The organism is Methylobacterium sp. 17Sr1-1, from assembly GCF_003173775.1.
Taxonomy (GTDB): Bacteria; Pseudomonadota; Alphaproteobacteria; order Rhizobiales; family Beijerinckiaceae; genus Methylobacterium.
This window is the reverse complement of record NZ_CP029552.1, coordinates 6163082-6185101: the sequence shown is the minus strand read 5'-3', so window position 1 is coordinate 6185101 and position 22020 is coordinate 6163082. Positions and strand designations below refer to the sequence as shown.

The window sequence follows — 22020 nt, the reverse complement described above, 5'->3', positions numbered from 1 at the left end:
TTGCGACCATAGCATCTCAGACCTAAGTCCGGGCCGGCGCGGGTTTCCGCGCCGGCTCTCTCATGATTAGATGACGTTGACGACGGTGGCATCGCGGCACCTGCGCCAGCCACCCAAAGTTGTCAGGGAGAAACGTCCGTTGCGTGACCTCAGCAAAGCTGTTCTGCGGCCGTTCGCGGCCGGCCTCGCCCTAGCAGCCCTCTCGCTGGTTGCAGTCCATGCTGAGGATGCCAAGAAACCGGATCCGGCGCTGGCCAACCAGCTCAACCCCAACGACAAGACCGCCGAGCCCGACGAGAAGCTGCTCGCCAAGGACGCCGCCGTGAAGGTGGAGGACGGCAAGTACTTCGACGCCGCCGGCGCCCCGACCTTCCACGTGACCGACAACGGCAAGAAGGTCGATTGGTACAGCTATTCCGGTTACCGTCGCTACCACGCCGAGTGCCACGTCTGCCACGGCCCGGACGGCATGGGCTCGACCTACGCCCCGGCGCTGAAGGACTCGCTGAAGTATCTCTCCTACGAGGAGTTCGTCGGCATCGTCGTCGGCGGCAAGCAGGACGTCAACGCCTCGACCCAGAAGGTGATGCCGGCCTTCGGCGACAACAAGAACGTCACCTGCTACATGGACGACCTCTACGTCTACCTGAAGGCGCGGGCCGCCGGCGCGATGGGCCGGGTGCGGCCGGGCGACAAGGAGGACAAGCCGGAGGCCGCGCGCAAGGGCGAGAAGGAGTGCCTGGGCGGCTGATGACGCGCGCAGCACATCGTCTCCGGGCCTTCGTCCTGGCGGCCGGCCTCGCGCCGGCCCTCGCGGGGTCGGCGGGCGCGCAGGGGCTGCCGGACCTCGTCACGCCCGACGCGCTGCGGGTCTGCGCCGATCCCGGCAGCCTCCCGTCCTCCGAGCGCAAGGACAACAACACGGGCGACGGGTTCGAGAACCGCATCGCGGCGATCGTCGCCGACGAGCTGAAGGTGAAGCTGCGCTATTACTGGCTCACCCAGGGGCCGGGCTTCGTGCGCAACACCCTCGGCACCGGCCTGTGCGACGTCATCATCGGCTCGGCCTTCGGCAGCGAGCTGGTGCAGCACACCAACCCCTATTACCGCTCCGCCTACGTCCTGGTGGCGCGGCGCGGGAGCTTCGACGGCCTGACCGGGCTCGACGATGCCCGCCTCAAGGGGAAGGCGATCGGGGTGATCGTCGGTACGCCCCCGGTCGACCGGATGGGCACGCTCGGCCTCGTGCCGACGATGAAGCCCTATCCGCCCTACCAGTTCGACCCGGCGCGCAAGCACCAGACCGTGTCGGCCGAGATCGTCGCCGACGTCGCCTCGGGCAAGCTCGACGCGGCCGTTTTGTGGGGGCCTGCCGCCGGCTGGCTCGCTCGCCAGGCCGGCGGCCTCGACGTGGTGCCGCTTCTGCGCGAGCCCGACCGGCCGCCGCTCGCCTACCGCATCGCCATGGGAGTGCGGCACGGCGAGAACGAGTGGAAGCGGGTCCTCAACACCGCGCTCCGCAAGCGCCGGGCCGAGATCGAGGCTGTTCTGCGCGACTACGCGGTGCCGCTCCTCGACGAGGAGGAGAACCGGCTCCTGCCGGCGGAACCGAAGCCGTGAGGCGGGGGCTCGCGGTCGCGATCCTGATCCTGGCCGCGACCATGGCACGGGCGGCGCCGCCCGAGCCCGACGGCTACCGCCAGGAGGATTACCGCAGCCCGACGCCCGCCGCCCTGCGCGGTGCGACGACCCTCACCACGCCGGAGGCCGAGCGATTGTGGCGGGCGGGCGCCGCCTTCATCGACGTGCTGCCGCGCCCACCCCGGCCCACCACCCTGCCGCCCGGTACGATCTGGCGCGATGCGCCCCACGACAGCATCCCGCACGCCCACTGGCTGCCCAATACCGGCTTCGGCGAACTGGCGCCGCAGACAGAGCAGTATTTTCGCAGCGGCCTCTCGGCAGCGACGGAAGGCAGCGTCGACAAGCCCGTGGTGCTGTTCTGCCAGCGCAACTGCTGGATGTCGTGGAACGCCGCGAAGCGCGCGCTCGCCCTGGGCTACCGGCACGTGCACTGGTACCCGGACGGGACCGACGGCTGGGGGGAGGCCGGCCTGCCGCTGGAGCGGGCGAGCCCGGCGGCGCCGTGACGCAGGGGCCCCGGCATGGCATGCAGGACGTTTCCGAATCGGGAGACACAGCATGAGCCGAGAGACGAGCGGGGAGCGCGTCGCCATCGTCACCGCCGGCGGCAGCGGCATGGGGGCCGCGGCCGCCCGCAAGCTGGCGGCGGACGGCTTCCGGATCGCGATCCTGTCGTCGTCGGGCAAGGGCGAGGCCCTGGCGGAATCCCTCGGCGGGCTCGGGGTGACGGGCTCGAACCGGTCGCCGGACGATCTCGCCCGCCTCGTCGACCGGACGATGGAGCGCTGGGGGCGGGTGGACGTGCTCGTCAACAGCGCCGGCCACGGCCCCAAGGGCCCGCTCCTCGACCTCACCGACGAGGACTGGACCCGCGGGATGGAGGTCTACTTCCTCAACGTGGTGCGGCCGACGCGCCTCGTCACGCCGATCATGCAGCGCCAGGGCGGCGGCACGATCATCAACATCTCGACCTTCGCGGCCTTCGAGCCCGAGCAGGCCTTCCCGACCTCCGGCGTCTTCCGCTCGGGACTCGCCGCCTTCACCAAGCTCTTCTCCGACCGCTACGCCGCCGACAACGTCAGGATGAACAACATCCTGCCGGGCTTCATCGACAGCCTGCCGGAGAAGCCGGGCATCCGCGACCGCATCCCGATGGGCCGCTACGGCCGCGAGGACGAGATCGCGGCGGTGGTCTCCTTTCTGGCCTCGGAGGGCGCGGGGTACATCACCGGGCAGAATTTGCGGGTGGATGGGGGGATCACGCGGTCGGTGTAGGGGCGCGGCCCAACCGGCGGTGCGGCTTCGGACCGGTGGTCCTCATAAACCCTCGATGTCATCCCGTGGCGCGGCGCAGCCGAGAACCCGGGATGACGCGGAGGCCGTGAGGACCGCCGGTTCCGGCATGGGGCGCGGGGGAGGGTCGCCGTGACGGCGCCGCGGGCGAGCGCCCTCAGCCACCCGCCTCCACCGGCTCGATCCCGCTCCGATCCAGCCGCGCCAGCGCCTGCGCCACCGTCTCCCCGCCGATCACCAGGTCCGGCGCGATCTCGGCGAGCGGCACCAGCACGAAGGCGCGCTCGCGCAGGAAGCGGTGGGGCAGCACCAGGCGCGCGTCGGAGACCGTGGCGCCGGCATAGTGCAGCACATCGATGTCGATGACCCGCGGGCCCCAGCGGCGCTCGCGCACCCGGCCGAGGTGGGTCTCGGCGGAGAGGCAGGTTTCCAGCAGCGCGTGAGGCGACAGCGTCGTCTCGATGCCGATGGCCGCGTTGAGGAACCAGTCCTGGTCGGTGTCGCCCCAGGGCGGGGTGCGATAGTTCCTCGAGCGGGCCGTCACCGCGAGGCCGGGCGTGGCCGCGAGGGCCGCGACCGCGGCGTCGAGCATGGCGGCCTTGTCGCCGAGATTGCTGCCGAGCCCGAGATAGGCCTCAGTCACGGCGCGTCCTCGTGATCTCGACCGCGACGCCGTCGAGCACCAGCGGCACCGGCGCGCCGGGCTTGTCGATCCGCACGGTCAGGCTCTCGATCGCCGGAAAGGCGGCGAGCGCTTCCTGCGCGATCGTCTCGGCCAGGGCCTCGATCAGCCGGAAGCGGCGCTCGGTGGCGATGCGGTGGGCGAGGCCGGCGAGGTCGGCGTAGCTCACCGTGGCGCCGATGTCGTCGCGGGTGCCGGCGTCGCGCAGGTCGAGGCCGGCCTCCAGCGAGAGGTAGAAGCGCTGGCCCAGCACCTCCTCCTCCGGCAGCACGCCGTGGCGGGCGAACACCGCGAGGCGGTGGATCAGGATGCGGTCCACCGGGTTCAGGCTCCGGCGCGGGAGGCGGGGCGGGTGATCGCGTCGACCACCTGGCAGGCCTCGACATGGGGGCGCACGTCGTGCACCCGCACGATGTCGGCCCCGAGCGACGCCGCGGCGACGTGGGCGGCGATCGAGCCGAACAGCCGCTCGGCCGGCGCGGTCGCGGCGTTGTGGATGCGCCCGAGCACCGACTTGCGCGATACGCCGACGAGGAGCGGGAAGCCGAGCGCCTTCAGTTCGGGCAGGCGCCGCAGCGCCTCCAGGTGCTGCTCCCAGCTCTTACCGAAGCCGATACCGGGATCGAGCACGATGTCGTGGTCGGGAATGCCGGCCCGGCGGGCGATGGTGAGCGAGCGCTCGAAGAAGGCTCGCATCTCGTCCACGATGTCGAGGCTCGGATCGATGGTCTCGCGGTTGTGCATCACGACGACCGGGGCGCCGTGATGGGCCGCGACCTGCGCGATCTCCGGCTCGCGCTGCAGGCCCCAGACGTCGTTGACGATGCGGGCTCCCGCTTTCAGGGCCACCTCGGCGGTCGAGGCCTTGTAGGTGTCGATCGAGATCGGGACGGGGAGGGCGGGGCTCAGCATCCGGATCGCCGGCAGCACGCGGGCCTGCTCCTCCTCGGCCGAGACCGGCACGTGGCCGGGACGGGTCGATTCCCCGCCGATGTCGAGGAGCGCCGCGCCTTCCTCGACCAGGCGGGTCGATTGATCCCGCGCCGCGTCGAGATCCTGGAAGCGGCCGCCATCCGAGAACGAATCGGGCGTGACGTTCAGGATGCCCATCACCAGGGTGCGGCGGCCGAGATCCGGCAGCAGGGCGGCGAGTGCAGACACGGGCGGAGGATCCTCGAGGCGACTGCCCCGGGATAGGCCGGCAGGCGCCGGCGCGCAACGGCACCCCGCCGATCACGGTCCGGCGAGAGGAGGCGCGAAACCGCGCCCCTTCAGGGACTTACCCTGGTGCGGGGCGCGCCCGTCCTCTACATTGGTCGAACCAGAGAGGTCCGTCGGGGCCCGCATCCGGGAGAACGTCATGAGAGTGCTGGCGGCCTTGAGCGTCGCGGCGATGCTGGCCGGGCCGGCCGCAGCGCAGGACGAGCGGCCCGAGACCACCTGGACCGAGCTGCGCCCCTCGATCCTCGGCGAGCGCCCGATCCGGGACGGAGCCGGGCTCGTGAGCCTGGAGGCGCCCAAGCGCGCCGAGGACGCCGCCCTCGTGCCGGTGACCCTGCGGATCGCGCTGCCCGAGGGCGACCCCCGCCGGGTGAAGAGCCTGACCCTGGTGGTGGACGAGAACCCCTCGCCGGTGGTCGGTACGATCCGGTTCGCGCAAGGACAGCGCCGCTTCGACCTCTCCACCCGCATCCGGGTGAATTCCTACTCCTATGTCCGCGCCATCGCCGAGACCGAGGAGGGCGGGCTCTACATGACCAGGGCCTACGTCAAGGCGGCGGGCGGCTGCTCGGCGCCGGCGGTCAAGGACCCGGCCGAGGCCAAGGCCCATCTCGGCGAGATGCGCTTCCGCGCCTTCGCGGAGCGCGGCGAGGCCCAGGTGCAGGTCCGCCACCCGAACTATTCCGGCCTGCAGATGGACCAGGTGACCCGGCTCTACACCCCGGCCTGGTTCGTCGAATCCCTCACCGTGCGCCAGGGCGAGACGCCGCTCTTCTCGATGACCGGCGGCATCTCGATCAGCGAGGACCCGACCTTCCGCTTCTCCTTCACCGGCCATTCCGAGCCGGTGACGGTGGCGGCCAAGGACACCGAGGGGCGGGTGTTCACCCGGACGTTTCCGGCGGGCGGCGGAACGTGACGGCCCGAGGGCCTGTTGCATGGAGCGGATTCGTCGATGGCCTTGAGGCGGATCAGCCGCCCCTGTTCGTCGCAACCGGTTCTGGATGTCAAATTATGCTCGACGTAATGTATGATATTTATGGCAAAGAATCAGATTATTCAATTATATTATCCCATTTTCAAATGCAGTCGCCGGATTTCATATCAATTGTATAGGCCAGTTATACGCTCGCGAGTTCTTGACGACAGTTGCTCGATTCGCATATTGCGGATGTAGCTGAGGGAGATCCCCAGCTCGAACCAAGGGACTTCCCTGATGGCCGCCACGTCCTCTCCCGGCAGCAACCTCGACCTCGAAGAGCAGATCGCCCGCATCCGCCGCGCCCAGGTCGAAACCGACAAGTTCGCGGCCGAACAGCGCAAATTGAGTGCCGAGGCCGCCAAGTTCGAGCGTGACCGCGCCCTTGCTCCGTGGCAGATCGTCGTTGCCAGCATGGCAGCCGGCGCCGCGTTCTTCGGGGCCGGCGCCGCCTTCATCAAGCTGCTGGCGTGACGACCGACCGCCTGCGCGAAATCCTCGCCTTGCTCCGCTGGTCACAGCGGGGCCTGGCTGAGGCTCTGGACTGCGACGAGCGCATGGTGCGCCGGTGGGCGTCGGGTGACGGCGAGATCCCGGCTGCCCTTGCGACATGGCTCGAAACACTCGCCCAGGTCCACGAGGCCGCGCCGCCGCCGACAACTTGGCGCCGGCGACGGCGGGCCGTTCAGATCGTAGAGGGATAAGAGAGGTTCTTAGGAGATCGGCAGGCGCCGGCGCACCAGGGCGACGTGGTAGGCGACGCCGTGGGGCAGGGCGTCATCGTCGAAATCGTAGGTCGGGTTGTGAAGCGGTGCCGAGCCCTCGCCGTTGCCTAGGAAGACGAAGCAGCCCGGCACGTGGGCGAGGAAGCGGGCGAAATCCTCCGATCCGGTCATCGGCGCCCGCGCGACGGCGACCGCGTCCGCCCCGAGCGCGCCTGCTGCGGCGGCGAGCGCCTCCTCGGTGAGGGCAGGGTCGTTCAGGAGCGGCACGAACTCGCGGGTGTAGGCGACGTCCGCCGTCACGCCGTAGGCGCGGGCGGTGCCCTCCGCGATCGCCCGCATCTGCCGCTCGATCTCGGCGCTGACCTCGGGCCGGAAGCTGCGCGCGTCGCCGAGGATGCGCGCCCGGCCCGGCAGGGCGTTGCGGGTGCCGTCGGTGATCAGCTCCGTCACCGAGACCACCCCGACCTCGGTCGGATCGAGGCGGCGCGACACGATCGTCTGCAGGCTCATCACGGTGGCGCAGGCGGCGACCAGGACCTCGCTGCCCGTATGCGGCCGGGCGGCGTGGCCGCCGACGCCGGTGAGGACGATCTCGAAATTGTCCTCCGCCGACATGACCGGGCCGGGGCGGGTCTCGAGCCGGCCCAGACCCAGACCCGGCAAGTTGTGGAGGCCGTGGATCTCCTCGAAGGGGAAGCGCTCCATCAGCCCGTCGTCGAGCATCGCGAGGGCGCCGCGGCCCCATTCCTCGGCGGGCTGGAACAGGAAGCGCACCGTTCCGTCGAAGCCGCCCTCGGTGGCGAGAATCCGAGCGGCGCCGAGCAGCATCGCCGTGTGGCCGTCATGGCCGCAGGCATGCATGGTGCCGGGGTTGCGCGAGCGGTGGGGATGGGTGCCGTGCTCGGGGATGCGCAAGGCGTCCATGTCGGCGCGCAGCGCGATCGATCGTTGGCCTCGGCCGCGCCGGAGGGTGCCGACGATCCCGGTGCCGCCGACACCCTCGGCGACCTCGTCGAGGCCGAACTCCCGCAGCTTCGCCGCCACGAAGGCGGCGGTGCGCCGCTCCTCGAAGCCGAATTCGGGATGGGCGTGGAGGTCGCGCCGCCAGGCGACCAAGTCCTGCAGGGAGATCAAGTCCTGCAAGGAGATCAGGTCCTGCGAATGGGTGGGCTCGCTCGTCATCGCGCATCCTCCGCGTCTTCCTCGGGCAGGGCGCCCTCGGTGACGAGGATGAGGAGGCGGCTGTCGCGGTCGAGCCGCAGTTCCGCCGCCCGGTCCGGATCGGCGAAGGCCGCCAGGGCGCCGGCGAGGCCGGCCGCGCCGGAGGGCGTCGTCGCGGGGCCGCCGGCCTCGGCGAGGATCTCGGGCGCCCGCCTCAGCTCGGCCTCGGTGACGGCCGCGACCCGGGCGCCGTGGCGGCGCAGAACCGCGAGGGCCGGGGCGCTGGCCTCGCCGCAGGACAGCATCTCCGCTTCGGTGTGGAGGTCCCCCGGCACCCGGACCGGGCGGCCGGCGGCGAGGGCGGGCGCGAGGCAGGCCGCCTGCTCCGGCTCCACCGCCACCACGAGGCCGGGGGAGGCGAACCAGCCGGCCAGCCCCTCAGCCATCGCGGCGGCGAGGCCGCCGACGCCGGCCTGGACGAAGAGGTGGGTCGGACGGACCCTGGCCTGGTCGCGGATCTCCGCCGCCATCACGCCGTAGCCGGCCATGACGTCGCGCACGATCTCGTCCTCGGGGTCGTCGGTGGTGTCGGCGACGAGGAGGCCCGCGCCGGCCCGGGCCGCGCCCGCCGCCGCCTCGACCGCGTCGTCGTAGGTGCCGGCGACCCGGACGATCTCGGCGCCCTCGTCGGCGATGCGCCGCGCCCGCGCCGGCGGCACGCCCGCGTGCAGGAAGACCCGCGCCGGCGCCCCGGCGAACCGCGCCGCCGCGGCGACCGCGAGGCCATGATTGCCGTCGCTGGCGCAGACCAGGGCCGGCTGCCCGGCGGGCCGGGCGGCGAGCAGCCCGGGCAGGCTCGTCTTGGCCGCGCGAGCGAGCGCGGTCAGGCCCGCATAGGTGCCCCCCAGCGACTTGAAGCTGCCGAGCATCCGGCGCCCCTCGTCCTTGGCCAGAACCTGCGCGATGCCGAGCCGCTGGGCCAGGGCCGGGAGCGAGAGGAGCGGCGTCGGCGCGTAGGCTGGATCGAGGCCGCGCAAGGCCGCGGCGATCGCTGAGGGATGCGGGGAGGGAGCGGGGTTCGTCATGACCCGAAGAGTGCCGGATCCGCATGACGGTTGGCGCCGAAATCATGCTAGCTTGCGGCGAATTTCGCCGTTCTCGAGCGATCCATGCCGGAAAGCGTCACTCTCGACCGGTTCGACCGTACCCTGCTCGAAGCGGTCCGGGCCGACAATCTGACGCCGGCGCGGATCCTGGCCGAGCGGGTGGGGCTGTCCGAGAGCGCGGTGCTGCGGCGCCTGCGCCGGCTGCGCCAGGAGGGCGTCATCGTCGCCGACGTCGCGGTGGTGCATCCGGCAGTACTGGGGACGCCGCTCTGCCTTCACGTGCTCGTCTCGCTGGAGCGCGAGACCTCCGAGCGCCTCGACGCGTTCGTGCGGACCTTGCGCGAGCGGGCGGAGGTGCGGGCGGCGTGGTACGTGACCGGCGAGGCCGATTTCGTGCTGGAACTGCGCCTGAAGGACATGGCGGAGTACGAGGCCTTCACCCGCGCGGTGTTCCACGACGACCCGAACGTGCGGGCGTTCCGGACGCTGGTGGCGATGCGGCAGGTGATCGGCACGTGATGATCGGGATTTGATCGCGGTCTGACCGGGAGCGGCGGATGCGGATTCTGATCCTCGGCGGCACGCAGTTCCTCGGGCGGGCGATCGCCGCGCACGCGGTCGGGCTCGGCCACACGGTGACCTGCGCCGCGCGCGGCCTCTCGGGCGTCGCCCCGGCGGGTGCCCGTCTCGTCGCCATCGACCGCAACCGGCCGGACGGTCTGGCAGGGCTCGCCCGGGAGCGGTTCGACGCGGCCGTGGACGTGGCCCGCAATCCCGATGAGGTCCGGTGGGCGCTGGCGGCGCTCGACGGCCGCGTCGGGCACTGGACCTTCGTGTCGACCACGAGCGTCTACGCCGACACCGTGACCAGGGGGCAGCGGGCCGATACCGCGCCGCTTCTCGCGCCGGCGGAGGACGGCCCCTACGGCGCCGCCAAGGTCGCCTGCGAGCGGGCCTTCGGTCGCGACACCCTGATCTGCCGCGCCGGGCTGATCGCCGGCCCGGGCGATCCGACCGGGCGGTTCGCGTACTGGATCGCCCGGCTCGCCCGCGGCGGCGAGGTGCTGTCGCCGGCCGACCCGGAGGATCCGGTTCAGTTGATCGACGCGCGCGACCTCGCAGGCTGGCTCGTCCGCGCGACGCGAGCCGGCCTCTCGGGCACGTTCGACGCGGTGGCGCCGGCCAGCACGCGCCGGGGCTTCCTCGACCGATGCGCCGTCGCCCTCGGCAGGTCGTACAAAGTCACCTGGGTCGATCCGGCCTTCCTCGACCGCCACGGTGTGGCGCGCGAATCCGGTCCGTTCTCCCTGCCGCTCCCACTGCCGGACACGATCGGCGACGCCTCCCGCGACGTGTCGCCGACGCTCGCGGCGGGGCTGACGGTGCGGCCGCTGGAGGAGACCGCCCGCGACGCCCTGCGCTGGCTGGAGGCCGGAGGCGGTCCGGTCACCGGTCTAACGGCGGACGAGGAGGCGGGGCTCCTCGCCGCCTGGCACGCGGAGCGGGGCTACCGCCCCACCGGCCCGTAGGCCGCGAAAAACACCCGCACCGCCTCGGCGATCCAGTAGGTCGTCTCGGCCTCGGTCGGCGGGTCGCCGACCGAGAAGAGCAGCCGGCGCATCGTGGTGGCGGCGCAGAGGTCGAAGAAGTGCCGCGCAGCGAGGTCGGAATCCATCGGGCGCAGGCGGCCGGCGGCGACCTGGGCGTCGAGATAGGCGCGCAGCCGCGCCCGGCCGAGCAGCGGCCCGGCCTCGTAGTAGGCCCGGCCGAAGCGCGGGAACTTTTCCGCCGCGCCGATCACCATCCGGACCGAGGCGATGTGGTCCGGCCGCACCATCTCCTCCATCAGGCTGGTGCCGAGGCGGCGCAGCACGGCTGCGACGTCGGGGTCGTCGTGATCGAGGCGGCAGATGTTCTCGGCGAGCGTCCGCTTCTCCTCGATCGTCAGCGCCTCGAACAGCGCCTCCTTGCTCTCGAAATACACGTAGAGCGTGCCCTTCGAGACGCCGGCCGCCTTGGCGATCGCCCCCATGCTGGCGCCGTCGAAGCCGCTGGCGAGAAACACCTCGCGGGCCCCGTCCAGGATCTGGCGGCGCTTGTCGGTGTCGGCGTGGCTGAGGGGGGCGTCGCTCATGATCGGGGCCGTGGGAGGGGGCTTTCGCCATTGTGGGTGTGCGGCCGTCCCGGTTCAACCGGTGTGCCGCAGCGCACACACCGTCGATTGACCGAACGGTTCGGTCAAAGTAGTATCGTGACCGTTCGAGAGCCGTCAACCGATTCGCACGGATGATGGCGGCGACGGGTGGACGACGATGGCGTTTCGAGACGATTACGCGCAGGGCCGGCCCGCCGGCGAGGCAGCTCCCAAGGTGGCGCCTCCGGCGGCGGCTTCCGTGCCGGCGGCACCGGCTCCGGCCGCGGCGCCGCCAACGACGCGCAAGCGCCCCTTGCGCCGGCTGATCCTCGCCGCGCTCCTCCTCGGCGGCGGGGCCTACGGCGCCTCTGCCGGCCACGAATGGTGGACGACCGGCCGCTTCTTCGTCTCGACCGACGACGCCTACGTCCAGGCCGACATCTCGACGCTCGCCGCCAAGGTCTCGGGCTACCTCGAGGCGGTGCCGGTGGTGAACGGCCAGGCGGTCAAGGCCGGCGACGTCATCGCGCGGATCGAGGACGGCGATTACCGCCTGGCGCTGAAGGCCGCCGAGGACAAGCTGGCGACGCAAGGCAGCACCATCGCCCGCATCGCCCGTCAGGCCGAGGCCGCCCGCGCCCAGGTGCTCCAGGGCCGGGCCCAGATCGACGCCGCCAAGGCCGACCAGGTCCGCGCCGCGGCCGATTACCAGCGCCAGCAGCTCCTCGCGCAATCCGAGTTCGCCGCCAAGGCGCGCCTGGAGCAGTCGCGCGCCGACCGCGACCGCTCGGACGCCACCGTGAAGGGCGCCGAGGCCAACCTGATCGCGCTCCAGGCCAACGTCGCGGTGCTCGAGGCGCAGACCAAGGAGGCCGAGAACCTGGCCGCCGAGCTGCGCACCGCGGTCGACCGGGCCAAGCGCGACCTGTCCTTCACGGTCCTGCGCGCGCCCTTCGACGGGGTGATCGGCAACAAGGCGACGGAGGCCGGGGCCTACGTGGCGCCGGGCTCGCGCATCGCCGCCCTGGTGCCGCTCCAGAGCGCCCGGGTCGACGCCAACTTCAAGGAGACCCAGCTCGGCCGGGTCCGGGTCGGCCAGCCGGTCCATATCCGGGTCGATGCCTGGCCGGACCGCGACATCGTCGGCACGGTCGAGAGCCTGTCGCCGGCCTCCGGCTCGGTGTTCAGCCTGCTGCCGCCGGACAACGCCACCGGCAACTTCACCAAGATCGTCCAGCGCCTCCCCGTGCGGGTGCGGGTGCCGGAGGCGGTCGCCCGCGAGGGCCTCTTGCGACCCGGCCTCTCGGTGGTGGTGCGGGTCGACACCCGCGGCCTCGACGAGACCAAGCCGCCGGCGCCGATCGAGCCGCATCAGGCGGTGTCGGAGCAGGCCGCTCCGGCCTCGGTGCGGACCGCGGGACGCTGAGGCGGGGACGATCCTCGGCCATCGGGTCCGCTCGACAGAATTGACACCCTCCGCGTCATTCCGGGGCTCGCCGCAGGCGAGAGCCCGGAATCCAGAAACGCAGGTGGTGCAGAAAAATGGCGACGAGCGTCCCGCTCCATCCTGAACCATCAGCGGTTCTGGATCCCGGGCTCCGCTTCGCGGCCCCGGGATGACCCTGTGGAGCGGCGACGTCGTCTGGAACTCAACGACTCTCCCTCACGCAGGCACCCCCACCATGGCCGCGACCCCCGCGCCCGCCGACGCACCGATCGACCGCCGCCGGATGGTGGCGTTCGTCTGCATGGTGTTCGGGATGTTCATGGCGATCCTGGACATCCAGATCGTCTCGGCCTCGCTCGCCGAGATCCAGGCGGGCCTCTCGGCCTCCGCCGACGAGATCCCGTGGGTCCAGACGAGCTACCTCATCGCCGAGGTGATCTCGATCCCGCTGTCCGGCACCCTGTCGCGGGTGCTCTCGACCCGCTGGATGTTCGTGATCTCGGCCGGCGGCTTCACCCTGATGAGCCTGATGTGCGCCACCTCGTCGTCGATCGGCGAGATGATCGTCTGGCGCGCCGCCCAAGGCTTCATCGGCGGCGGCATGATCCCGACGGTGTTCGCCTCGGCCTTCACCATCTTCCCGGCCTCGAAGCGCAGCATCGTCTCGCCGATGATCGGCCTCGTGGCGACGCTCGCCCCCACCATCGGCCCGACGGTCGGCGGCTACCTCACCGACCTGTTCAACTGGCACTGGCTCTTCCTCGTCAACATCGTGCCGGGCATCTTCGTCACGGTCTCGACCTACTTCCTGGTCGATTTCGACAAGCCGAACCTCGACCTGCTCAAGCGCTTCGACTGGACCGGCCTCGCCCTGATGGCGGCGTTCCTCGGCTGCCTCGAATACGTGCTGGAGGAGGGCCCGACCCACGACTGGTTCCAGGAGGAGGCGATCTTCCTCGCCGCGATCGTGTGCGGCGTGGCCTGCGTCGGCTTCTTCTGGCGCGCGCTCACCGCCGAGCAGCCGATCGTGGACCTGCGTGCCTTCTCCGACCGCAACTTCGCCGCCGGCTGCTTGTTCAGCTTCGTCATGGGCATCGGCCTCTACGGCCTGACCTACCTCTATCCCGTCTATCTCGGCCGGGTGCGCGGCTACTCGGCGCTCCAGATCGGCGAGACGATGTTCGTCTCCGGGCTCTGCATGTTCGCCACCGCCCCGATCGCCGGGCGCCTCTCGGGCAAGGTCGACCCGCGGATCATGATGGCGATCGGGTTCACGGGGTTTGCCGCCGGCACCTGGATCGTCACCGGCATCACCAAGGACTGGGATTTCTACGAGCTCCTGCTGCCGCAGGTCCTGCGCGGCTGCTCGCTGATGCTGTGCATGATCCCGATCAACAACATCGCGCTCGGCACCCTGCCGCCGGCCCGGATGAAGAACGCGTCCGGCCTCTACAATCTCACCCGCAACCTCGGCGGCGCGGTGGGTCTCGCGCTGATCAACACCGCGCTCAACGACCGCTGGGACCTGCACCTCGCCCGCCTGCACGAGCGCTTCACCTGGACCAACCCGATGGTGCTGGAGCGCCTCGACAGCATGGCCAAGGGCTTTGCCGGGCTCGCCGGCAACCCGGACGCCATGGCGCTGAAGGCGATGATGAACACCGTGCGGATGCAGGGGCTCCTGATGAGCTTCTCCGACGTGTTCCTGATCCTGACGGTGCTGTTCGTCCTGATGGCCTGCGCCACGCCGATGATCCGCCGGCCGCGCCCGGGCGGGGCGGGGGCGGACGCGCACTGAGGACAAAGCCGCCCGAGGGAGCGATGCGGAGCGCGGGAGACGCCCCGCGCACCGTCGCGCCGAGCCACGCTCGCGCGCTGCAACCATCACAAACAAAGGCGTCCCTCCCCGACACGGAGAGAGACGCCAAGTCTGCGACACGTCTCGGGAGGAGATGCGGACGCCGTTCAGGTCCTTGGACGCAGTGAACGGCATCGACGCGTGTCACCCTCATCAATACACGCCCTTCTATACCTCGCAAGCTGCTACGGCACCCGACCTTGGTCTGAAGGATCGAGGGCACCAAAGTTACCGTTATCACGGTCAAGCTGTTTCCCGCCGGCGAAATCAGGCCGCCCGCTCGCGCGAGACGCGCCCGCGCGCCGGCCCTTCCCGGACCCGGCCCTCCCGCGCTAGATGTCGGGTTCCCGCCCGCCCGCGCCGCCCGGACGCCGTGACGACGCCTTCCCTCTCCACGACCCCGCCCGCCACCGGCCGCCTCCGCTTCGAGGGGGTGTCGAAGCGCTTCGGCGACCACCTCGCCGTCGACGGCGTCGACCTCGACCTCGATCCCGGGGCGGTGTTCTGCCTGCTCGGGCCCTCGGGCTGCGGCAAGTCCACGCTGCTGCGCATGACCGCCGGCTTCGAGGAGCCGAGCGCCGGACGCATCCTGCTCGACGGGCAGGACCTCGCCGGGGTGCCGCCGCACCGCCGGCCGGTCAACATGATGTTCCAATCCTACGCCCTGTTTCCGCACCGGAACGTGGCGGGGAACATCGCCTACGGGCTGGAGCGGGAGGGCTTGCCCAAGTCCGAGATCGCCGCCCGGGTCGCCGAGATGCTGCGGCTCGTCCAGCTCGACCCCCTGGCCGTCCGGCGGCCCGACCAGCTCTCCGGCGGCCAGCGCCAGCGGGTGGCGCTCGCCCGGGCGCTCGCCAAGCGCCCCCGGGTGCTGCTCCTCGACGAGCCGCTCGGCGCCCTCGACCGCGCCCTGCGGGAGGAGACGCAAGCCGAGCTGCGGGCGCTCCAGCGCCGGCTCGGCACCACCTTCGTGGTCGTCACCCACGACCCCGCCGAGGCGATGGTGCTCGCCGACCGCATCGGCGTGATGGCGGCGGGCCGGCTGGTCCAGGTCGGGCCGGCGGCCGCGCTCTACGAGCGTCCGGCCACCCGCTACGTCGCCGGCCTCCTCGGCGACGTGAACCTGATCGAGGGCCGGCTCGGGGAGGGCGGGGCCGGGGCCCTGCGCGGGCTCGACACGCCGCTCGGCCCCTTGATCGCCTTCGACCACCACGGTGCCGGGCCGGCGGGAGCTCCCGGCCTGCTCGCCCTGCGGCCCGAGCGGCTGACCCTCGGGAGCGAGGGATTGGCCGGCACGCTCCTCGACGCGACCTATCTCGGCGAGAAGGTTCTCTACCGGGTCGGCCTCGCCGACGGGCGGAGCTTACGCGCCTCCGGGCCTCCCGGCGTCGGGCCGGCCGTCGGCGCTCCGGTGCATCTCACCTTCGCGCCCGAGGCCGCCTCGCTGCTGCCGGCGGATGCCGCATGAGGACGCGCCTGCGCGAGGCCCTGCGGCGCCTACGCCTGCCGGCGGTTCCGCTCCTCTGGCTCCTCGCCTTCTTCGGCCTGCCGTTCCTGGTGGTGGTGAAGATCAGCCTGTCGGACCCGGCGACGGCCTTGCCGCCCTACACGCCGGTGCTCGCCTGGGACATGGGCCTCGCCGGTTGGTCCGACGTGCTCGCCGCCCTCGACTTCGAGAACTACCGCACGCTGATCGCCGACCCGCTCTACCTCGAGGCGGGCCTGACCTCGCTCGTCGTGGCGCTCTCCGCGACCGCGCTGCTGATCCTCGTCGGCTATCCGATCGCCTACGCCATGGCCCGGGCGCCGAAGGCCTGGCAGCCGCTCCTCGTCGCCCTGATGGTGATCCCGTTCTGGACGAGTTTCCTGATCCGGGTCTATGCCTGGATCGCAATCCTCAAAAGTGATGGGCTGCTCAACCAGGCGCTGCTGGCGCTCGGGCTGATCGCCAAACCCGTCGAGATCCTCAACACCCCGGCGGCGGTGATGATCGGGGTGGTCTACGCCTACCTGCCGTTCATGGTGCTGCCGCTCTACGCGGTGCTGGAGCGCCTCGACCGCGGGCTGATCGAGGCCGCCCGCGACCTCGGAGCGAGCCGGCTCGCCGCCTTCCGCACCGTGACCCTGCCGCTGTCGTGGCCCGGCCTCGTCGCCGGCGCGCTCCTGTGCTTCATCCCGATCACCGGCGAGTTCATCATCCCGGACCTGCTCGGCGGGCCCGACACCCTGATGCTCGGGCGGGTCCTGTGGAGCGAGTTCTTCTCCAACCGCGACTGGCCGCTCGCCTCCGCGGTCGCGGTGGTGCTGCTCGTGATCGTGGCGGGCCCGGTGGTGCTGTTCCGCGAGGCCGAATCGCGCCGCCTGGAGCGCCCCTGAGATGCACCGCGCCCACCCGCTCGCCTGGGCCGCGCTCGGCCTCGGGATGGCCTTCCTGTACGGGCCGATCCTGCTGCTCGTCGTCTACTCGTTCAACGCCTCGCGCCTCGTCACGGTCTGGGCTGGATTCTCGACGCAGTGGTATGCCGGCCTCCTCGACAACGGCCCGCTCGTCGATTCCACCCTCGTCACCCTCAAGGTGGCGCTGGCCTCGGCGAGCCTCGCGACGGTGCTCGGCACGCTCGCGGCGCTGGCGCTGGACGGGCGCCGGCGCTTCCCCGGCCGGCCGCTCCTCACCGGGCTCGTCTACGCCCCGATGGTGATGCCGGAGGTGATCACCGGCCTGTCGCTGCTCCTGCTCTTCGTGGGGCTCGGGATTCCCCGCGGCTTCTGGACCATCGTGATCGCGCATGCGACTTTCACGCTCTGCTTCGTCGCCGTCGTGGTGCAGGCGCGCCTGCGCCACCTCGACCACTCGCTCCTCGAAGCCGCCGCCGACCTCGGTGCGACGCCCGTCGCGGTGTTTCGCACCGTGACCCTGCCGCTGATCGCTCCGGCCGTGATCGCCGGCTTCCTCCTCGCCTTCACCCTGTCGATGGACGACCTCGTGATCGCGAGCTTCGTCTCGGGGCCGGGCGCCACCACCCTGCCGATGCGCCTCTACAGCCAGGTCCGCCTCGGCGTGACCCCGGAGATCAACGCGATCTCGACCCTCCTGATCGGAGCGGTGAGCCTGGCGGTGCTGGGGGCGTCGGTGCTGACCGCGCGGCGGGGGCGCTAGAGCCCTGTCCGATCGCGTTGCAACACGGTACACGACACGGCGTAGAGCAAAGGTGTAGCACGGCTGAGCTTTCTCGATCTATCAACTCGCTTCCGCTTCTCGCCCTTTCCCAGACGACTGGAGCGTCAGCGGAAGGAGATCTGGGATCCAGCACAAGGACTTGCCGCGAAGCGGCTCTGAATGCTGCACCGTTGCTGGCATAAAGACGCTTCGCGACTTTTTGTGCTGGATCCCGGATCTCCTTCCACTTCGTTGCAGTCGTCCGGGAAAGGGCGAGAAGAGGAAACGGAATGTCGCTCCAACGGATCTTGGCTGCTTGCAACCCTGGCCTTATCGGGACGGGCTCGTCCTCGTCGCGCAGATCGGCGATAATGATCGGGATGCGGGCGATGAGGGTCTCCGCAGTCGGCGCCTCGGCGCTCAATCCCTGCACGTCGCTCATGTACACGTCCCAGACGTCCGCTTCGGGGTCGTGGGCGATCCGGATAGTGGGTGGGGACATGGTGCGATTCTGGGCGACATGTACATCAGATGATACGCTGATGCCGTCTGTTCTCCAGGCCGGATACGGTTGGGATGGCGAGATGAGGATCTCCGTTGCGGAAGCGGAAGGGCAGTTGGCCGATCTTGTGCAGCAGGCAGAAGCCGGCCACGACGTGATCCTGACGCAAGACGGCCGGGACGTCGCGCGGCTCGTGCCGATCGCGGTGCAGTCCGCAGCGGACCGCGAGCGGATCCTCATGGCGGCACGGGACGCCGGCCGTGCAAGAGTGACGCCGGGGCCGTCGGCCGCCCGGAGCCAGGACTTCCTCTACGACGACGACGGCCTGCCCGCTTGACCGGCGCCTCTCCGGCCCGCGTCACTGGAAAACGGCCCCGATCCTGCAAAGCCCCTCCGGACGGCCTCCCGGCCGCCCACCGGAACCCGGAGCTTCGCGCATGGATGTCGGCGTGTTCATCCCGATCGGCAACAACGGCTGGCTGATCTCGGAGGCGGCCCCGCAATACAAGCCGAGCTTCGCCCTCAACAAGGCGATCGTGCAGAAGGCGGAAGGCTACGGGCTCGATTTCGCCCTCTCGATGATCAAGCTGCACGGCTTCGGCGGCAAGACCGAGTTCTGGGACTACAACCTCGAATCCTTCACCCTGATGTCGGGCCTCGCGGCGGTGACGGAGCGGATCAAGCTCTTCGCCTCGACCGCGGTGCTGACCCTGCCGCCGGCCCTCGTCGCCCGCATGGCGACCACGATCGATTCGATCGCCCCCGGCCGCTTCGGGGTGAACATCGTCTCCGGCTGGCAGAAGGCGGAGTATTCGCAGATGGGCCTATGGCCCGGCGACGACTATTTCGGCTACCGCTACGACTACTCCACCGAGTACGTCCGGGTGATGAAGGAATTGTGGGAGACCGGGCACTCCGACTTCCAGGGCGGGCATTTCCGGATGGAGGGCTGCATGATGAAGCCCGCGCCCTCCGGCCCGATCCCGATCGTCGCCGCCGGGCAGAGCGGGCGCGGCATGGAATTCGCCGCGCAGTACGCCGACTACAACTTCGTGCTGGGCACCGGCCTCAACACGCCGACGGCCTGCGCGCCGACCTGCGCCCGGCTGATCGAGGCGACGGCCAAGACCGGCCGCGACGTCGGCTCCTACGTGCTGATGATGGTGATCGCCGACGAGACCGACGCGGCGGCCGAGGACCGCTGGATGGCCTACCGCCAGGGCGCCGACGTCGCGGCCCTGGCCTGGATGCTCGACCAGAGCACGCAGGACAAGAACGCCTCGGCCGATTCGACCGCGACCTGGATGAACCTTCCCGAGGGCGCGGTGAACTTCAACATGGGGACCCTCGTCGGCTCCTACGCCAAGGTGGCGCGGATGCTCGACGAGGCGGCATCGGTGCCGGGGGTGAAGGGCATCATGCTGACCTTCGACGACTTCCTCGCCGGCCTCGACATTTTCGGGACCAAGATCCAGCCGCTGATGGCCTGCCGGCAGGATCGCCTGCAAGATCGTCGGGAGATCGCCGCGTGACGGTCTCCGACGCGCTCATCGCCCGCACCATCCTGGCCGGCACGGTGGCGGAGCCGGTCCCGGCCCGCGACCTGCCCTCGTCCTGGGAGCGGGACGCGCCCGAGCCGGCCCAGGCCGAGCAGCGCCTGCGCGAGGCCGCCGACGCGACCGCGGAAGCGGCGGCGATCGCACCGGCCCTGCCGCCCGTCGCCGACGGCCCGCTCCATACCCTCGGGATCGGCGCGCTCCAGGCCGCCTACGCGGCCGGGACGACCGATCCGGTGGCCCTCGTCGCGAGGCTTCGCGAGCGCATCGCCCGTCACCCGTCAGGGCGCGATGCGGTCCTGGCCCCGGTGCCGGGCGCGGACGAGGCGGCCGAGGAGAGCGCCCGGCGCATCAGGGCGGGGCAGGCCCGCCCCCTCGAAGGCGTGCCCTTCGGCATCAAGGACATCATCGACTGCGCCGGCGCCCCCGTCACCTGCGGCTCGCGCCTCACCGGCGACCGGGTGGCCGAGGCCGATGCGACCGTGGTGGCGCGGCTCAGGGCCGCCGGCGCGATCCCGCTCGCCATGCTCGCCACCACCGAATTCGCCTGCGGCTCGGCCCACAACCCGCGTTACGGCGCGGTCGCCAATCCGTGGGACCGGACACGCTGGACCGGCGGCTCCTCCACCGGCTCCGGCGCCGCGCTCGCCGCCCGGCTGCTGCCGCTGGCGCTCGGCACCGATACCGGCGGCTCGATCCGGGTGCCGGCGGCGTGGTGCGGCATCACCGGCCTCAAGCCGACCCGCGGGCTGGTGCCGCGGACCGGCGTCGCGCCGCTGTCCTGGACCCTCGACCATGTCGGCCCGATGGCCCGCTCGGCCGCGGATCTCGCCCGGGTGATGCCCTGGATCGCCGGCCCCGACGGCGCCGACCCGCACGCCGCCGGCCGCTACGACGCGACCCGGGCGCGGGATCTGTCGGGCTTGCGGGTCGGCGTGCCCGACGGCTGGTTCACGGCGATGCAGGACGAGGCCGTGCTCGTCGCCTGGCAGGCGCTGCTGCGGGAGCTGGAGCGGCAGGGCGCGCGCCTCGTGCCGGTCGATCTTGAGCCGGTCGGTCTTGGGCCGGTCGCCACCGCGCATCAGGACGGCTACACGATCGTGATGGCGGAGCTGGCCGCGCTCCAGGAGCCCGACCTCGACCGCGCCGCAGCGCTCGATCCCGGCACCCGCGCCCGGATGGAGCAGGGCCGGCTCTTTACCGCCACCGACTACCTGCGCGCCCTGCGCCGGCGGCCGGTCGTGCTGGCGCAGGTCCTCGACGCCTTGAGCGACGTCGACGTGCTGGTGACCCCGGGCCTCGGCGGAGAGGCGGCGTCCCTCGACACCCTCACGGTCGAGGTGAACGGCGAGGCCCATCCACTCCAGGCGGTGCTGCCGCGCAACACGATGCTGTTCGACTACACGGGCCTCCCGGCCCTGATGCTGCCGACCGGCCTCGGTCGCACCGGCCTGCCGGTCGCCGCGCAGGTGGTGGGCAAGCCGTACGACGATGCGCTGTGCTTACGCGTAGGGGCGGCGTTCCAGCGGGAGACGGGGCATCACCTCGCGAGGCCGCCGGAGGCGGGATGAGCGCTCAGCGCCCGAGGGTCCGTTCCGCCGCCGCGACGAGCCACGCCGCCATCGCGGGGGCGACCTCGTTGGCCTGATCGCTCCAGCGCGCCACCTGGATCTTGGAGCAGGGCCGCATCTCGGCCCGCCGCACCAGCCGGGTCAGCCGGCGACGGCGGAGCGCGTCGGCGACGAGGAGCGAGCGGGCGAGCACGACGCCGTTGCCGTCCTGCGCCGCGTGCAGGGCCCCGCCGATATCGCGAAAGCGCATCGCGGGCGGGCGCCGTCCCTCGTCGCCGAGCCACGTCGCCCAGGACCATTCGCCGCCGGCGGCGTCGGCGGCCTGCCCCTTCGCGAGCAGCGGCAGCCGGCGCCAATCCTCCTCCCGGCCGGCGCGGCGGAGCGCGGGGGCGGCGACCGGAAAGACGGTCTCGGCCGGAAACGGCACCTCGCACCGGCCGCTCTCCTGCAACGCGCGCGGGATCCAGAGCAGCGCCAGATCGGCCTCGTCCGGCATCATGCCCGGCTTGCCGTCCCAGAGCCGGCTCTCCCACGTCGTCACCTCGATCGTGCGGTCCGGAAACGCCGCGATCAGGTCCGGAAGCCGCGGCGAGAGCCACCAGGCGAGCAGCGTGCCGCTGACGCCGATCCGGAATGGCCGCGCGGCCCGCTCGCCCGACACCCGCTCCCGCAGCCCCGCCAGCGTCTCGAGCAGCGGGGCGATGTCCCGCGCGAGGCGCTCGCCCGCCGGCGTCGGCCTCAGGCCCGGATTGAGCCGCTCCAGCAGCGGGACGCCGAAATGCTCTTCGAGCCCGCGCAGGCGGTGGCTGACCGCGCTCTGGGTGAGGCCGAGCTCGGCCGCGGCCCGCGTCACGCTGGCGTGGCGCAGCACGGCGTCGAACGCCACGAGACCGGAAAAGGGAGGCAATCGGCGCATCGGCATCGTTCCGGCCCCAAGAAACGGGTTCATGCGGGTTGTGGCAACTCTCATTTGCTTCGCGTCGG

Annotated in this window: 23 protein-coding genes; 16 read left to right on the top strand and 7 right to left on the bottom strand. The window is 71.4% G+C overall.

Going from position 1 to position 22020, the window contains the following annotated elements; all coding sequences use genetic code 11:
• The first annotated feature begins 139 nt into the window (after positions 1-139).
• The 4 genes from DK412_RS28220 to DK412_RS28205 are packed head-to-tail and all read left to right on the top strand — an operon-like array spanning position 140 to position 2919.
• On the top strand, positions 140-751 hold the full coding sequence (locus DK412_RS28220) for a c-type cytochrome, methanol metabolism-related (protein WP_109974685.1): 612 nt from the start codon (positions 140-142) through the stop codon (positions 749-751).
• The gene (gene xoxJ, locus DK412_RS28215) at positions 751-1620 is read left to right on the top strand and encodes a rare earth element methanol dehydrogenase accessory protein XoxJ (protein ID WP_109974684.1); all 870 of its coding nucleotides are present in this window, start codon (positions 751-753) and stop codon (positions 1618-1620) included. Before DK412_RS28220 ends, xoxJ begins: the two co-directional genes overlap by 1 nt.
• On the top strand, positions 1617-2150 hold the full coding sequence (locus tag DK412_RS28210; protein ID WP_109974683.1) for a PQQ-dependent catabolism-associated CXXCW motif protein: 534 nt from the start codon (positions 1617-1619) through the stop codon (positions 2148-2150). Before xoxJ ends, DK412_RS28210 begins: the two co-directional genes overlap by 4 nt.
• A gap of 52 nt (positions 2151-2202) precedes the next feature.
• Positions 2203-2919 (top strand): SDR family oxidoreductase, encoded by a 717-nt coding sequence (locus DK412_RS28205; RefSeq protein ID WP_109974682.1) that lies wholly within the window; start codon positions 2203-2205, stop codon positions 2917-2919.
• Positions 2920-3094: 175 nt separating this feature from the next.
• On the opposite strand, the gene folK is transcribed toward DK412_RS28205, so the two are convergent.
• The 3 genes from folK to folP are packed head-to-tail and all read right to left on the bottom strand — an operon-like array spanning position 3095 to position 4729.
• Positions 3095-3580: a 2-amino-4-hydroxy-6-hydroxymethyldihydropteridine diphosphokinase gene (gene folK, locus DK412_RS28200; protein WP_109974681.1), complete on the bottom strand. Its 486-nt coding sequence runs from the start codon at positions 3578-3580 to the stop codon at positions 3095-3097.
• Entirely contained in the window at positions 3573-3938 is a 366-nt protein-coding gene (gene folB / locus DK412_RS28195; RefSeq protein WP_109974680.1) for a dihydroneopterin aldolase, read from the bottom strand. Before folB ends, folK begins: the two co-directional genes overlap by 8 nt.
• A gap of 5 nt (positions 3939-3943) precedes the next feature.
• A complete protein-coding gene (gene folP, locus DK412_RS28190) occupies positions 3944-4729 on the bottom strand; it encodes a dihydropteroate synthase (RefSeq protein ID WP_109975546.1) in 786 nt (261 codons plus the stop codon).
• A gap of 250 nt (positions 4730-4979) precedes the next feature.
• On the opposite strand from folP, the gene DK412_RS28185 reads away from it, so the two are divergent.
• Entirely contained in the window at positions 4980-5759 is a 780-nt protein-coding gene (locus DK412_RS28185; protein WP_109974679.1) for a quinoprotein dehydrogenase-associated SoxYZ-like carrier, read from the top strand.
• Between the two features lie 297 nt (positions 5760-6056).
• A complete protein-coding gene (locus DK412_RS28180) occupies positions 6057-6293 on the top strand; it encodes a hypothetical protein (protein ID WP_109974678.1) in 237 nt (78 codons plus the stop codon).
• Positions 6294-6532: 239 nt separating this feature from the next.
• Here the strand turns inward: DK412_RS28180 and DK412_RS28170 are convergent, their stop codons facing one another.
• Both DK412_RS28170 and DK412_RS28165 read right to left on the bottom strand, forming a co-directional pair.
• Entirely contained in the window at positions 6533-7726 is a 1194-nt protein-coding gene (locus DK412_RS28170; RefSeq protein WP_162596325.1) for a M20 aminoacylase family protein, read from the bottom strand.
• On the bottom strand, positions 7723-8790 hold the full coding sequence (locus tag DK412_RS28165; RefSeq protein ID WP_109974676.1) for a pyridoxal-phosphate dependent enzyme: 1068 nt from the start codon (positions 8788-8790) through the stop codon (positions 7723-7725). Before DK412_RS28165 ends, DK412_RS28170 begins: the two co-directional genes overlap by 4 nt.
• An 84-nt stretch (positions 8791-8874) precedes the next feature.
• Between DK412_RS28165 and DK412_RS28160 the strand changes: the two genes are divergently transcribed.
• On the top strand, positions 8875-9330 hold the full coding sequence (locus DK412_RS28160; protein WP_109974675.1) for an Lrp/AsnC family transcriptional regulator: 456 nt from the start codon (positions 8875-8877) through the stop codon (positions 9328-9330).
• A 38-nt stretch (positions 9331-9368) separates the two neighbouring features.
• Positions 9369-10340, top strand: a complete 972-nt coding sequence (locus DK412_RS28155; RefSeq protein WP_109974674.1) for an NAD-dependent epimerase/dehydratase family protein — start codon at positions 9369-9371, stop codon at positions 10338-10340.
• Here DK412_RS28155 and DK412_RS28150 read toward each other — a convergent pair.
• Positions 10319-10945 carry a TetR/AcrR family transcriptional regulator gene (locus DK412_RS28150; protein ID WP_109974673.1) on the bottom strand — a complete coding sequence of 209 codons (627 nt, stop codon included), beginning with the start codon at positions 10943-10945 and terminating at the stop codon, positions 10319-10321. The two genes, DK412_RS28155 and DK412_RS28150, sit on opposite strands and share 22 nt — an antisense overlap.
• A 178-nt stretch (positions 10946-11123) precedes the next feature.
• On the opposite strand from DK412_RS28150, the gene DK412_RS28145 reads away from it, so the two are divergent.
• The 8 genes from DK412_RS28145 (at position 11124) to DK412_RS28105 (ending at position 21036) form a co-directional block, all read left to right on the top strand.
• Positions 11124-12371: an HlyD family secretion protein gene (locus tag DK412_RS28145; protein WP_109974672.1), complete on the top strand. Its 1248-nt coding sequence runs from the start codon at positions 11124-11126 to the stop codon at positions 12369-12371.
• A gap of 256 nt (positions 12372-12627) precedes the next feature.
• Complete coding sequence (locus DK412_RS28140; protein ID WP_109974671.1) at positions 12628-14190, top strand: DHA2 family efflux MFS transporter permease subunit; 1563 nt, start codon at positions 12628-12630, stop codon at positions 14188-14190.
• Between the two features lie 433 nt (positions 14191-14623).
• On the top strand, positions 14624-15718 hold the full coding sequence (locus tag DK412_RS28135) for an ABC transporter ATP-binding protein (protein ID WP_109974670.1): 1095 nt from the start codon (positions 14624-14626) through the stop codon (positions 15716-15718).
• Positions 15715-16626, top strand: coding sequence for an ABC transporter permease subunit (locus DK412_RS28130; protein WP_109974669.1), 912 nt, complete (start codon positions 15715-15717; stop codon positions 16624-16626). The genes DK412_RS28135 and DK412_RS28130 overlap by 4 nt, the downstream gene beginning before the upstream one ends.
• 1 nt (position 16627) lies before the next feature.
• On the top strand, positions 16628-17407 hold the full coding sequence (locus DK412_RS28125; RefSeq protein ID WP_109974668.1) for an ABC transporter permease: 780 nt from the start codon (positions 16628-16630) through the stop codon (positions 17405-17407).
• Positions 17408-17991: 584 nt separating this feature from the next.
• Entirely contained in the window at positions 17992-18246 is a 255-nt protein-coding gene (locus tag DK412_RS28115; RefSeq protein WP_109975544.1) for a type II toxin-antitoxin system prevent-host-death family antitoxin, read from the top strand.
• Between the two features lie 100 nt (positions 18247-18346).
• Positions 18347-19441, top strand: a complete 1095-nt coding sequence (gene rutA / locus DK412_RS28110; protein WP_109974666.1) for a pyrimidine utilization protein A — start codon at positions 18347-18349, stop codon at positions 19439-19441.
• On the top strand, positions 19438-21036 hold the full coding sequence (locus DK412_RS28105) for an amidase (protein WP_109974665.1): 1599 nt from the start codon (positions 19438-19440) through the stop codon (positions 21034-21036). The genes rutA and DK412_RS28105 overlap by 4 nt, the downstream gene beginning before the upstream one ends.
• A 4-nt stretch (positions 21037-21040) precedes the next feature.
• Here the strand turns inward: DK412_RS28105 and DK412_RS28100 are convergent, their stop codons facing one another.
• Entirely contained in the window at positions 21041-21952 is a 912-nt protein-coding gene (locus tag DK412_RS28100; RefSeq protein WP_162596324.1) for a LysR family transcriptional regulator, read from the bottom strand.
• Between the last annotated feature and the right edge of the window lie 68 nt (positions 21953-22020).

What these genes read in the sequence shown, in the direction of transcription:
- xoxJ (WP_109974684.1), top strand. Translation starts at nt 751, where the DNA reads ATGACGCGCGCAGCACATCGTCTCCGGGCCTTCGTCCTGGCGGCCGGC.
- DK412_RS28205 (WP_109974682.1), top strand. Translation starts at nt 2,203, where the DNA reads ATGAGCCGAGAGACGAGCGGGGAGCGCGTCGCCATCGTCACCGCCGGC.
- folP (WP_109975546.1), bottom strand. Translation starts at nt 4,729, where the DNA reads ATGGGCATCCTGAACGTCACGCCCGATTCGTTCTCGGATGGCGGCCGC.
- DK412_RS28185 (WP_109974679.1), top strand. Translation starts at nt 4,980, where the DNA reads ATGAGAGTGCTGGCGGCCTTGAGCGTCGCGGCGATGCTGGCCGGGCCG.
- DK412_RS28180 (WP_109974678.1), top strand. Translation starts at nt 6,057, where the DNA reads ATGGCCGCCACGTCCTCTCCCGGCAGCAACCTCGACCTCGAAGAGCAG.
- DK412_RS28170 (WP_162596325.1), bottom strand. Translation starts at nt 7,726, where the DNA reads ATGACGAGCGAGCCCACCCATTCGCAGGACCTGATCTCCTTGCAGGAC.
- DK412_RS28165 (WP_109974676.1), bottom strand. Translation starts at nt 8,790, where the DNA reads ATGACGAACCCCGCTCCCTCCCCGCATCCCTCAGCGATCGCCGCGGCC.
- DK412_RS28160 (WP_109974675.1), top strand. Translation starts at nt 8,875, where the DNA reads ATGCCGGAAAGCGTCACTCTCGACCGGTTCGACCGTACCCTGCTCGAA.
- DK412_RS28155 (WP_109974674.1), top strand. Translation starts at nt 9,369, where the DNA reads ATGCGGATTCTGATCCTCGGCGGCACGCAGTTCCTCGGGCGGGCGATC.
- DK412_RS28150 (WP_109974673.1), bottom strand. Translation starts at nt 10,945, where the DNA reads ATGAGCGACGCCCCCCTCAGCCACGCCGACACCGACAAGCGCCGCCAG.
- DK412_RS28145 (WP_109974672.1), top strand. Translation starts at nt 11,124, where the DNA reads ATGGCGTTTCGAGACGATTACGCGCAGGGCCGGCCCGCCGGCGAGGCA.
- DK412_RS28140 (WP_109974671.1), top strand. Translation starts at nt 12,628, where the DNA reads ATGGCCGCGACCCCCGCGCCCGCCGACGCACCGATCGACCGCCGCCGG.
- DK412_RS28130 (WP_109974669.1), top strand. Translation starts at nt 15,715, where the DNA reads ATGAGGACGCGCCTGCGCGAGGCCCTGCGGCGCCTACGCCTGCCGGCG.
- DK412_RS28125 (WP_109974668.1), top strand. Translation starts at nt 16,628, where the DNA reads ATGCACCGCGCCCACCCGCTCGCCTGGGCCGCGCTCGGCCTCGGGATG.
- DK412_RS28115 (WP_109975544.1), top strand. Translation starts at nt 17,992, where the DNA reads ATGAGGATCTCCGTTGCGGAAGCGGAAGGGCAGTTGGCCGATCTTGTG.
- rutA (WP_109974666.1), top strand. Translation starts at nt 18,347, where the DNA reads ATGGATGTCGGCGTGTTCATCCCGATCGGCAACAACGGCTGGCTGATC.
- DK412_RS28100 (WP_162596324.1), bottom strand. Translation starts at nt 21,952, where the DNA reads ATGCGCCGATTGCCTCCCTTTTCCGGTCTCGTGGCGTTCGACGCCGTG.